This window comes from Arenibacter arenosicollis (assembly GCF_014397245.1).
GTDB classification, from domain to species: Bacteria; Bacteroidota; Bacteroidia; order Flavobacteriales; family Flavobacteriaceae; genus Arenibacter; species Arenibacter arenosicollis.
The window spans coordinates 66,861-79,703 of sequence record NZ_JACLHY010000007.1; the positions used below are offsets into that span (position 1 = coordinate 66,861).

At 39.1% G+C, this 12,843-nt stretch carries 9 protein-coding genes; 2 read left to right on the forward strand and 7 right to left on the reverse strand.

Translation table 11 applies throughout. The annotated features are described in order from the left end of the window. Positions 1-98: 98 nt before the first annotated feature. A complete protein-coding gene (locus tag H4O18_RS09050) occupies positions 99-1,865 on the reverse strand; it encodes a PAS domain-containing hybrid sensor histidine kinase/response regulator (protein WP_187583712.1) in 1,767 nt (588 codons plus the stop codon). Then, positions 1,862-2,989, reverse strand: coding sequence for an FIST signal transduction protein (locus H4O18_RS09055; protein ID WP_187583714.1), 1,128 nt, complete (start codon positions 2,987-2,989; stop codon positions 1,862-1,864). Before H4O18_RS09055 ends, H4O18_RS09050 begins: the two co-directional genes overlap by 4 nt. A gap of 447 nt (positions 2,990-3,436) precedes the next feature. Between H4O18_RS09055 and H4O18_RS09060 the strand changes: the two genes are divergently transcribed. Further along, the gene (locus tag H4O18_RS09060; RefSeq protein WP_187583934.1) at positions 3,437-4,633 is read left to right on the forward strand and encodes an MFS transporter; all 1,197 of its coding nucleotides are present in this window, start codon (positions 3,437-3,439) and stop codon (positions 4,631-4,633) included. Positions 4,634-4,738: 105 nt separating this feature from the next. Here the strand turns inward: H4O18_RS09060 and leuB are convergent, their stop codons facing one another. The 5 genes from leuB to H4O18_RS09085 form a co-directional block, all read right to left on the reverse strand. Continuing rightward, positions 4,739-5,794 (reverse strand): 3-isopropylmalate dehydrogenase, encoded by a 1,056-nt coding sequence (gene leuB / locus H4O18_RS09065; protein ID WP_187583716.1) that lies wholly within the window; start codon positions 5,792-5,794, stop codon positions 4,739-4,741. Positions 5,795-5,855: 61 nt separating this feature from the next. Next, positions 5,856-7,373, reverse strand: a complete 1,518-nt coding sequence (locus H4O18_RS09070; RefSeq protein ID WP_187583718.1) for an alpha-isopropylmalate synthase regulatory domain-containing protein — start codon at positions 7,371-7,373, stop codon at positions 5,856-5,858. A gap of 129 nt (positions 7,374-7,502) precedes the next feature. Further along, positions 7,503-8,099: a 3-isopropylmalate dehydratase small subunit gene (gene leuD / locus H4O18_RS09075; RefSeq protein WP_187583720.1), complete on the reverse strand. Its 597-nt coding sequence runs from the start codon at positions 8,097-8,099 to the stop codon at positions 7,503-7,505. A gap of 177 nt (positions 8,100-8,276) precedes the next feature. Continuing rightward, positions 8,277-9,683 carry a 3-isopropylmalate dehydratase large subunit gene (leuC, locus tag H4O18_RS09080; RefSeq protein WP_187583722.1) on the reverse strand — a complete coding sequence of 469 codons (1,407 nt, stop codon included), beginning with the start codon at positions 9,681-9,683 and terminating at the stop codon, positions 8,277-8,279. Positions 9,684-10,003: 320 nt separating this feature from the next. Then, positions 10,004-11,566, reverse strand: a complete 1,563-nt coding sequence (locus H4O18_RS09085; protein ID WP_187583724.1) for a M28 family peptidase — start codon at positions 11,564-11,566, stop codon at positions 10,004-10,006. Between the two features lie 317 nt (positions 11,567-11,883). Here H4O18_RS09085 and H4O18_RS09090 point away from each other — a divergent pair, with 317 nt between their 5' ends. Next, positions 11,884-12,804, forward strand: a complete 921-nt coding sequence (locus H4O18_RS09090) for a dihydrodipicolinate synthase family protein (protein WP_187583725.1) — start codon at positions 11,884-11,886, stop codon at positions 12,802-12,804. Positions 12,805-12,843: the final 39 nt, after the last annotated feature.

Below are 12,843 nucleotides of genomic sequence, written 5' to 3' on the forward strand. Positions count from 1 at the left end.
ATTTCCAGATTCCAAAGCCTAGTAGATATGGGTTTAGGGTCTATATTTCTTTGTTACCTAACTTTCCTCTTTCAAGCTCAAACCACTAAATTCTGGGCTTAATGAATATATTTTTGCTGAAGTATGGTCGTCAATGTTTTAAATAATTCGGTAGGATTAAAAGGTTTACATATCAGACCATCTATTCCATATTCCCCCAATTGGTTTTTAATATCCATTCCCGTGGAAGCCGATAAGGCGTAGATGGGCATAACCTTATTAAGGGGGTTGCCGGATTCCCTTATGGCCTTACTTGCTTCAAAACCGTTCATAACAGGCATTTGAAGATCCATCAAAATCATATCGTAGGTATTTTCTATAGCCATATTAATGGCTATTAATCCATTTTCGGCAATATCAAAATCGACCTGCCATTTGGATAGAAACTTTTCAATGACCATAATGTTTACCTTATTATCCTCAGCGACCAGAATTCTAGCCCCTTTTAGGTTTTCTTGCTGATGAATGGACTTGGCGTCAAAGTCATATATGTCTTCCTGATAATCTGCCATTGTACTCTTGTGTAGTTTCAGCTTAAAACTAAAAGTAGATCCTTTGCCCACTTCACTTTCCAGTTCCAGATCGCTATCCATTAATTCCAACAAGCGTTTACATATAGCAAGACCCAGACCTGTTCCGCCATATTTTCTAGTGGTATCCGAATTGGCTTGAGCAAACGAAAGAAATATTTTATCGCGTTTATCTTCTGGAATTCCAATTCCCGTATCGGATATAATAAATTCCAAAACGCAATAATCCTTAGCTATCTCCACGGCTTCAATATCCACGGTAACCCTACCTTCCTCTGTAAACTTAATGGCATTGCTGACCAGGTTGGTCAGGATTTGGGATAATCTGGTACTGTCACCAATAAATGTTTTGGGGAGCGCTGTGTCCGTCTTGACAAGAAGCCTTAAGTCCTTTTCTTTTGCCGTATTATGGAATATACTCTGTAAACCATTGAGGACCTGATTTAGACTAAAATCCCTTTCCTCCAATTCCAATAGACCAGAGGCAATTTTATTAAAATCTAAAATATCATTTACCAAACACAAAAGATGTTCCGAGGAATGCTTTAGGGTACTTAGGTTTTCCAACTGTTCCTTTTTTGGATTTTCCAAAAGTAATAAGTGGCTAATACCAATAACCGCATTGAGGGGTGTTCTTATCTCGTGCGACATAGTTGTGAGAAACTCATCCTTGGCCTTATTGGCCATAGATTCCTTTTCCTTGGCTTCTATTAAGGCCAATTCCGTTTCCTTTATTTTACTAATATCAACAATGGCGCCAATATAGCCTTCAATACTTCCATCTTCAGATTTAATAACCTTCAAGGAAAAATCCAACCATTTGTGTTCACCACCAATAGTTTGGGATTTGAAAATTTTACTAATAGTTTTAAAATTGGGTTTCTTTAAATCTATTAGATTTGTGTAATCCTTTCCTCTGTCATCCTTCAAAAATTGGTGAAATGGTTTCCCCAAACAATCCCTGACCTTAAGTCCTGTCAATTTTTGCCAGGCCGGATTAAGATAGGACCAATTGCCTTTAAGGTCCATTTCGAAAATAACATCCTTAATATTCCCTGCTACTTTTGATAATTGACCACTGATGGATTCTATACTATTTTTTAACTGCTGATTGGTTTGGAATAATTCTTGGGAACTTTTTTCCAGGACATTTTCCACATGCTCCAAATCACTGTCAAACGCCTTATATGCTTCATCAACCTGATGCAATAGGGGAGCGATAAGATCTAGAGTTCTGTCGTCCAAATCAATCTTCTTGAGCTGTCTATTAAGTAGTCGGTGGTAATTGTTGATCATTCAGAAAACGTTGTTATAGTCATCGTTTGATTGTGTAGGGTACATGGCGAAAATTTATCAAATGGAGCAATCTCCCCATAAGAATAGAACCCTGTAGTATATATATCATTATCAAATACATCGTTTACAGCCTCCACCTCTTCCTCCACCAATTGTTTCATAACCAAACGGCGACCTACACAGCTTATTAAAAATGCCAATTGATGTTGATTCTCTGTACTGCCCTTTGTTGTTATTGCAGATTGTTCCGCACCGCCAATAATCCTATCGATATTTGCCTTCATTAATCTCACATAGGAACCTTGGGGGATATTTCCTGCAAAAGTGAGGCTTCCACTTTTTTCATCAACGGCCAAAATAGTTCTTACAACTGGTATTTGATTATCCTCATCCCTCATGCTCAAAGGAAATAAAAGTCCAGAACCAGGCAAATCCTTGGCCATGTCGCCTAAAAATGATTTATAGAGTTCCAATGCCGGTTGACCATCCAATTCATAAAGGACATTATTTTTGGATTTCGTCACTAATCTTTCAATTCCGAAACTGTCCCAACCTCCTTTGGATCCAAACCCTATATTTAATTCAGAACCATATAAACCTAGGGCAACTATCTTTTTGGAAGCTATTTTTGAACCTGCGATTACGAAGGTATTTTCAAAATTTGAACAATCCCCGGCCAATCCACCTGTGATGCTTACAGCTTTATCAAGATCGGTGTGCAAGCCTTTTACCAATTCGGCACCATTTACGATAAGCCCATCACTCAGAACAAAAATATGCCTCAGATCAGTTCCTATTAACTTATTGCTTAAAGCCTTGCCAGCCGTAAAACTGTCCAGATTATAGGAGACCAGATCAACCTCTTCAATTCGAATCTTCGTTTTTTCAAACCTAACCGCCGTTAAGGCAATTGTGGAATCCAACACCTCGTTTCCTAAAATCTCACCTGCTGTGGAACATCCGATTAAAATAGCATTTTCATATTTATGCGCTAATTTGCCCACAAATTCTTCTGTACCCACAAATGAGGGAGATGCAAAAAGAAAAAATACTTCAGGAACAAAATCGATATCCAAATGATCAAGGTCTTCAAGATGAAGTATTTTGTGCTGATATATTTTCATGGTTTAAATATTTGTAAGAAAAATACTATTTATTATGTAAGTAAAAAATTTTACTTACCATAAGTATCAACGTTTAATATCTTCAAATCGTATAGTTTTTAGAATATTGCGGACAATTGGGCCGTAATGTGGCATCCTTATTTATTATATATATTAAAATCAGTACTATTTCCTTTCACATTGCCACTTAGTCTTTGGGATTAATCCAAAGAGCAACTTTCAAATCACTTATACGGCAAAGTTTTTAGCTTGGTAAATATTAAATGTTTCCCAACAAATTTCAATTACCACTATAAAAGCACACCATTTACATAAAGAGTATTACTTTTGCGGCTTTTTTTACAGGATATAAATGAATATAAATTGGATAATTCTCCATAGCGATGGAAAAATACCATGTAGTAATATTGTACCTGTAATAATTCTTTAAATGATAATATTATGAGTATGGACAAATCAAACAAAAAAGCGCTTATAGCCCTAGGGGTAGGAGGTTTTGGTATAGGTATGACCGAATTTGTAATTATGGGTATTTTACCCGACGTGGCCACTTCCCTTCAAATAAGTATTCCACAAGCTGGGCATTTTATTGCGGCCTATGCCCTGGGCGTTGTGGTTGGAGCGCCAACCTTGACCGCCTTAAGTGGAAAATGGCCTGCACATAAGGTATTGCTATATCTTATGATATGGTTTACGGTGTTCAATACACTTTCAGCTTTTTCTACGAGCTATACGACTTTAATAATTTCGAGGTTCCTATCTGGATTACCACATGGAGCATTTTTTGGAATCGGAGCGGTAGTAGCAGGTAAGCTGGCAAAAGAGGGAAAAGCGGCTCAGGCCATTGCCACCATGTTTGCCGGACTAACTATAGCCAATGTAATAGGAGTACCCATAGGCACCTATTTAGGTCATCATTATAATTGGAACCTTTCCTTTCTATTAGTGGGTATAGTTGGTATTATAGCGATGCTAAGTATATACTTTTGGATCCCAAAAATGGAAAAATCCTCCTCCGAGGGATTTATTAAGGATTTGAAGGTTTTTAAAAGATTGGAAATATGGCTTCTTATTCTACTTACTACCATTGGTACAGGAGGATTCTTTGCTTGGTACAGTTATATTGCCCCATTGTTGACCAATGTATCAGGACATTCTGAAAGTATGGTAAGTTATGCCATGATATTGGCTGGTTTGGGAATGGTGTTCGGCAATTTTATCGGTGCCAAAATGGCTGAGATATTTAGCCCTTTGAAGGCCGTAATCATCAGTTTATCCCTAATGGTCATGGTGCTAGTCATTAATTCATTTGTTGCCGCCAACCCTGTTGCCATTCTAATCCTAACTTTTATAATAGGAATCGTTTCCTTTATGGTAGGAACACCTATTCAAATGGCGATTATAAAAGCATCCAAGGGCTCTGAAATGTTGGGATCGTCCATGAATCAAAGTGCCTTTAACATGGGCAATGCATCAGGTGCATTCTTTGCAGGATTGCCTATTGCCATGGGTTACGGTTTTACATCCGCAAGTTTGGTAGGTGCATTAATGGCAGGTACAGGTATCTCTATTGCGGTAATGATAATTATGTTTTCCAGAAGTAGGGCGGTCAACTCTAAGAGAAAAATGGCGTTTAATTCCTAATCTTCGAGTTCGGATAAAATTTGCTAAAAAATAAAAGAGGGCGTCTAAATCTAATTAGACGCCCTCTTTTTATAGATTCCTGCCTACGCAGGAATAACATTTCCTCTATATATTCTTAGCCAACCAATCCCCAATTTCACTGGTTTTATAAGCTTTGCCTCCTTCTGCCAAATCTTCTGAAACCACTCCTTCCGTCAAGGATTTGTTTACCACATCCCTGATGGCCTGCGCCTCTTCCTTTAAATCGAAATCCTCGAACATCATAGCAGCCGATAGTACGGTAGCCAATGGGTTTGCAATATCCTTACCCGCTGCTTGTGGATACGACCCGTGGATAGGTTCATACAATCTAACTTTGCTTCCTACGGAAGCAGATGGCATTAATCCCATAGATCCGGAGATAACGGAAGCCTCATCCGTTAAAATATCCCCAAAAAGGTTTTCGGTGATTATAACGTCATAAGAACTTGGCCATTGTACCAATCGCATAGCAACCGCATCCACAAATTCATAGGAAACAGTTACTTCTGGGTAATCCTTTTCCATTGCTTGTACCGTCTCTCTCCACAATCTGGAAGATTCCAAAACGTTGGCCTTATCAACACAACAAAGTTTTTTGCTACGTCCCATGGCCATTTCAAAACCTTTTTTGGCCAAACGTTGTATTTCGGCACGGGTATAGGTCATAGTGTCAAAAGCAGTATTCCCATTATCCTTACGGCCACGTTCCCCAAAATATACTCCGCCCGTTAATTCTCTTAGAATAATTAAATCCGTACCCTCGATTCGCTCACGTTTTAAAGGGGACTTATCTATAAGCGACGGAAAAGTAAAAGTAGGCCTAACGTTGGCAAACAAACCCAATTTTTGTCTCATTTTCAATAATCCCTGTTCTGGACGTACCTTAGCAGAGGGGTCGTTGTCGAATCTTGGGTGCCCAATCGCCCCGAAAAGAACAGCATCTGCGGCTTCACAAATGGCATGGGTCTCATCAGGATAAGGTTCACCTACTGCATCAATGGCTGCAGCTCCGGTAAGGGCCGGTGTCCAATTAATCTCATGATTGTATTTTTTGGCTATCGCATTGGATACTTTTACCGCCTGATCAATTACTTCAGGTCCTATTCCATCTCCTGCTAAAAGGGCAATTTTTAATTTCATTTATTTTTGCTTTTTGCCAAACGCTTTTCGAATGGCATGGTTAAAATTGTTTGTGTTTTTACTAGATAATATTCAACATTTTCTCGGTTGCTTTAATGGCCGAGACGGTTTGATCGGAGTCCAACCCCCTAGAAATAAACTCCTTATCACCACTTTTCCATGTAATAATGGTTTCACAAAGGGCGTCGGAATTACTACCAGGTGGAATTCGCACTGCATAATCTATCAAAATGGGCAATTCCATTTTTTTGGATTTATATACTTTTCTCAATGCATTCATAAAGGCATCATATTGTCCATCCCCTTGGGCGTGTTCCTCTATAAGCTCGCCGTTAATTTCAAGGGCTAGGGTAGTGGATGGCTTTAATCCTTTGGAATGGGTAAGCACATATGATTTTACAAAAACTTTTTGTTGGTAGGTATCACTATCCAAAACATCGGAAATGATATAAGGCAAGTCTTCCTTGGTAACCTTTTCCTTTTTATCTCCCAACTCAATGATACGGGCCGTGACCTTTCTTAATTCATCATCGTTAAGCGTTAATCCTAGTTCCTGTAAATTCTTTTGAATATTGGCTTTCCCTGATGTTTTACCTAAGGCATATTTACGTTTTCTGCCAAAACGCTCCGGCATTAAATCATTAAAGTAAAGGTTCTTCTTACTGTCCCCATCTGCATGAATACCTGCAGTTTGAGTAAAAACATTATCTCCTACAATCGGCTTATTGGCCGGAATTCCAAAACCGGTAAATGCCGACACCAACTTACTGACCTTGTATAAGGAAGATTCGTTTACGGCCACCTCTATTTCGGGCATAAAATCATTTATTACCGCTATGGCACTGGCCATTGGAGCATTACCTGCTCTCTCTCCCATACCGTTTACAGTTAAATGAAGTCCATGGCAACCTGCTTTTATGGCTTCCATAACATTGGAAACACTTAGATCATAATCGTTATGACCATGGAAATCAAAATGCATCTTGGGATAACGCTGTACTATTTCCGCTATATAACCGTAAGTTTCGTTATATGTCAAGATTCCCAGGGTATCCGGCAACAACACTCTTTTTATGGGCTGTGTAGACAAAAAATCCAAAAAATGGAATACGTATTCCTTGGAACTCCGCATACCATTGCTCCAGTCCTCCAAGTATACATTGGTTACAATTCCTTCCTTGGCTGCCGAGGATATGGTATTTTCAATTTCCTTAAAATGTTGTTCGGGAGTTTTTTTAAGTTGATGCGTTAAATGGTTCATAGAACCTTTAGTCAAGAGATTCTGGACCTTGGCACCGGATTTTTTCATCCAATCGATAGAAACACCGCCATCTACGAAGGTCAACACCTCAACACGGTCTATGCACCCTTTGGCATTGGCCCATTCGGTAATTTGTTGTACAGCAGAAAGTTCTCCCTCTGATACTCGGGCAGAAGCTATTTCAATTCTATCCACTTTCAACTCATCCAACAATAACTTCGCCAAGGTAAGCTTTTCGGATGCTGAAAAGGACACCCCAGAGGTTTGCTCCCCATCCCTAAGGGTAGTGTCCATTATTTCAATTTTTCTTCTTTTCATTTATGCTGAACTAGTAACAGTATCTCTATTGTCCAATAACCTAATAAGTAATAAATTCCCAATGTCGCATATCAAGAAGAAGGGTACGCTCCATGAAACACTTCGCGAGTTTAACGGGAACCCAATGTTTTACAAAGGTGTATCTTGGGCAAATTCCCTAATATTTTCTTTTATGTTCAATAGGTAGTCAATGTCATCAAAGCCATTAAGCATATTGTCTTTCTTATAATGGTTGATGTCAAAACTTTCCGACTCACCTGTAGACGATAAGGTAATTGTCTGTTCCGGCAAGTTGACCACTAATTCGGTTTTTGGATCTGCTTCAATTGCAGCATATATTTTTTCCAAAAATGGGGCGCTCACCTGAACCGGCAATACTCCTATATTTAAACAGTTGTTTTTAAAGATATCTGCAAAGAAACTAGATACCACACACCTAAATCCATAGTCATAGACTGCCCAGGCAGCGTGTTCCCTAGAAGAACCTGATCCAAAGTTCTTGGCACCCACCAAAATCTTACCGCTATAAGTAGGGTCGTTTAAAACGAAATCCTTTTTTGGACTGTTATCAGGGTTATAGCGCCAATCCCGGAACAAATTGTCCCCAAAACCTTTACGCTCTGTAGCCTTAAGAAATCGAGCTGGTATTATTTGATCGGTATCCACATTCTCAATAGGAAGTGGAACGGCTGTTGATTTAAGTATATTAAATTTATCGTATGCCATGTTATTTAAACTTATGTGCTTAGCGCTTAGCGCAAAACGAAAATTAAACTTTATTTTATATTACTAGATTCATTCGGACTTTCTTAACTTAATACAGATCAAATCCCTAAAGAGCGTCTTCAAAAATCCTATGAATTCTGTTTAACGGTTAAGAAAGTGCAAAAAGTACTTTTTGCTTTAAACCAATTCCTGCATCAACTCTCTTGGATCTGTCACCTTTCCTGTAACTGCAGCTGCTGCAGCAACAAGTGGACTTGCCAATAGTGTTCTTGACCCAGGACCTTGTCTTCCTTCAAAGTTACGGTTCGAGGTACTAACCGCATATTTCCCAGCAGGCACCTTATCATCGTTCATGGCCAAACATGCGGAACAACCAGGTTCGCGCAATTCAAATCCTGCCTCGTGCAAAATGTCCAAAATTCCCTCTTCCTTGATTGCCGATTCCACCTTATGGGATCCAGGCACCAACCAAGCGGTTACATTATCTGCTTTCTTTCTACCTTTTACAATAGATGCAAAGGCTCTAAAGTCTTCAATACGTCCATTGGTACAACTTCCCAAGAACACAAAATCGATTGGTTTGCCGATCATATTATCACCCTCATTGAAAGCCATATATTGAAGGGACTTCTTGTAGGTTGAAACACCACCCTCAACAGCTTCTGCCATTGGAATGCCATTGGAAATTCCGATACCCATCCCTGGATTGGTCCCGTAGGTAATCATAGGTTCTATATCTGCGGCATCAAAAGTTATTTCCTTATCAAAAGTTGCACCCTCATCCGTTTTAAGTGTTTCCCAGTATTCCATGGCGGTATCCCAAGCTGCACCAACAGGAGTAAATTCGCGTCCTTTTATATACTCAAAAGTCTTTTCGTCAGGAGCGATCATACCTCCACGGGCACCCATCTCTATGCTTAGGTTACAAACGGTCATCCTACCTTCCATAGTCATGTTCCTGAACACATCCCCCGCATATTCCACAAAGTATCCTGTAGCACCAGAGGTGGACAATCTGGAAATTATATATAAGGCTACATCCTTTGAAGTTACCCCTCTACCAAGTTTTCCATTTACATTAATACGCATAGATTTGGCTTTCTGCTGCATAATACACTGTGTGGCCAAAACCATCTCCACCTCGGAAGTTCCGATACCAAATGCTATGGCTCCAAATGCTCCATGGGTAGAGGTATGTGAATCACCACATACAATGGTTGCTCCTGGTTGTGTAATTCCATATTCAGGACCTACAACGTGAACAATACCATTTTTTTCATGCCCAAGTCCCCAATAGGATATGCCATGAGCCTTGGAATTCTCTTCCAATGCTTTCAACTGATTCGCTGAAAGTGGATCCTTAACCGGTAAATGCTGGTTAATGGTAGGAGTATTGTGATCTGCCGTGGCAAAAGTACGCTCTGGATACATTACTGGAATCCCCCTACTTTTTATACCTAGAAATGCTACCGGACTGGTAACCTCATGAACCATGTGACGGTCAATGAACAATACATCCGGCCCATTTTCGATTTTATGAACAACGTGGGAATCCCACACTTTATCAAATAACGTTTTTTTCATTTTATAGGGTTATGATTTATGATCTTAGATTTCTATTTATAAAGAGGCCCATTGCCTACTTTTTCACTAGCACGCAAAATTAAGACTATCTTATAAATCACTGAAATTATTATAGGAATAATTACGATGTTCAACATAAATGTTGACGAATGTTTGGAATATAACCCTTCCAATTCCATTTGTAGTTTATAAACTGTTTTTACAGCAAATCAATTCTTACTTGCCTGCTTTCTTTACGATTAAAAACTTTTATATATAGCACAAAAAAAAGGTGATTGAAACCGATTCAACCACCTTTTTACACTCTAATGTATTGTGTTCTACTTAGCAGCCTTATCCACCTTTAGGCGCGCATCCCTATTGGCTATTTCCCAAGCCGTAAGGAACACTAACCTTGTTCTATTTTGCAACAGGTCATAATTTATTTTGTCCGGTGTATCACCAGGTTGGTGATAATCGGCATGCGTTCCATTGAAATAAAAAATTATAGGAATATTATTTTTGGCAAAATTGTAATGATCGCTTCTGTAATAAAAACGGTTGGGATCATTTTCATCATTGAAGGTATAATCCAATTCAATATTCATATATTTTCTATTCACTTCTTCCGATAGTTCATGAAGTTCGGTGCTCAATTTGTCAGAACCAATTAAATAAATATAATTCCTGTCCCCTTTGCGGTTAGGGTCTATTCTGCCTATCATATCAATATTTAAATCGGCCACGGTTTCCGACAAAGGGAAAATGGGATCATGATCAGCATAGTATTTAGAACCCAAAAGGCCTTTTTCCTCTCCCGTAACATGTAGAAAAACGACAGATCTTTTAGGACCATGGCCTTCATCCGCTGCTTTCTTAAAGGCTTCCGCAATCTCCAAGAGTCCAACCGTTCCAGAACCATCATCATCAGCCCCGTTAAAAATCTCACCTGCATTATTTACTCCTACATGATCAAGATGCGCTGAAATTATAACATACTCATTTGGCTTTTCCGAACCTTTGATTACAGCTACTACATTCTCCGAGTCCACATCTTTGCTATCGCTTTCAATGTTTAAAACCAATTTAGTGGCAACGTTTTTCGATTTATTTTCCGAGAGAATATTCGGAAGAATGGCATTGGCTACCGTGGCATCAATAAAAAAGCTGAAAAAATCAGATTCCATTTCGTCTTTAAGCACCATACTGCCACCATCGTTACCTTGCATAAAATTGAACCTATTTTTGAAACGGCCATAGTTGCCTTCGTCGAAATACAAAACTCCTATAGCTCCTTTGCTAGATGCCAATTCCATTCTTTTCCCAAGAGATTCGGACATATTGCTCCAAACGGACTTTTCATTGGTGCCCGATATTTTATAGGTACCATCTGCATTTACAGGTTCGCCTGCTTTCATCAATACAATTTTACCCTTTACATCCAGCCCGGCATAATCCGAATAGTTTTCTTCTTCTACGCCATTGTTGACATATACGATATTATCATAGCTACCACTGGCGGCTGAAAAGGTCAACAATCCATCGCCATTCTCATATTTCTTTCCATGAATGGAAACACTTCCTTTTGGCAGATGATTAATTACCAATGGAACATTTTGAAAGTAATTCCCATCGGATTGTGCTGCAGGAATGCCGAGTTGTACATATTCTGCTTTTAAATACTCTACCGCTTTCTTTTGTCCAGGCTCTCCTGTATCCCTTCCTTCAAATTCGTCGGAGGCATAGGTATAAAGATGCTCTTTTAATTCAGCCTCAGTAATGGATTCTGCATAAACCTGAGGGTCCACAACGGTCTTTACCGGTTCCGTCTGTTGGGAAATCGTTTTTTGTGAAGAGTTGCAGGCCAAGGAAAGCCCTAGCGCAACAAACAATATTTTTTTCATTGAGTAATGTTTAATTATTTCAGAATTTTTCAAAAATAGGGAAATCTTGAAGAAACAATCTTACTATTTTTATAAAACTGCAAGCTGTGCTGCATGTATTTCAATTTATCCAGCTTAAATAATTCAGCATCACACTATAATGCCAGTAAACCCAGAATTTCTCTAGCTTTAATTATACGCCATAGTAAATGTTATGTTGGCATTTTTTATGGCGGGGCACCTTGGAATAGTCAATATCCTCTCAAGTTTGGCTAATATACCTCTATTCCAAGGGGTGTGATTTTACTAAATTTGTAGATCATAATAAATTTATAGCTATGCAAATAAAATGGGAAGGCGTAATGCCAGCAGTGACCACCAAATTCACAAAAGACGATAAATTGGATTTAAAAATGTTCGAGCTAAATATACGGGCACAAATGGAGGCGGGAGTCAACGCCATTATTTTAGGTGGTACCCTTGGTGAAGCTAGCACACTGACCGATGACGAAAAGAAAATACTTATTCAGGAGACAGTAGAAATTGTTGATGGAAATATCCCAGTAATCATAAATATTGCGGAACAAACTACCAAAGGCGCCATTGAGGCTGCCGCTAAAGCAAAACAATACGGAGCCAGTGGACTAATGATGCTTCCCCCAATGCGTTATAAGGCCAATGATTTTGAAACGGTAACCTACTTTAAGGAAGTTGCCAAAAGCACTGATTTGCCCATCATGGTTTATAATAACCCTATAGATTACGGAATAGAAGTAACCTTGGATATGTTCGAAGAATTATTAACAATGGACAACATTCAGGCGGTTAAGGAATCTACCCGTGATATCTCGAATATTACAAGAATTAAAAATCGATTTGGCAATCGTTTAAAGGTTTTGACAGGGGTTGATACCTTAGGATTGGAAAGTATTCTAATGGGTGCTGACGGCTGGGTAGCTGGTTTGGTATGTGCATTCCCAGCAGAAACGGTGGCTATCCACAACTTGGCCAAGGCTGGGAAAATTAAGGAAGCCCTAGCCATTTACAGATGGTTTTTGCCTTTATTGGAACTGGACATCAACCCTCAATTGGTCCAAAACATAAAGTTGGCCGAAGTGGCTACCGGCATAGGAACAGAAGAAGTACGGGCTCCTAGACTTCCGCTTCAAGGAGAGGAAAGGAAAAGGGTCTTAAAAATTATTGAAGAAGGAATGAGAACAAGGCCAACCCTTCCGAATTATAAGGAAGAATTGGTTTAAGCAGAATGTAACTGGAAAAACCCAGCTAAAGTGTTACTT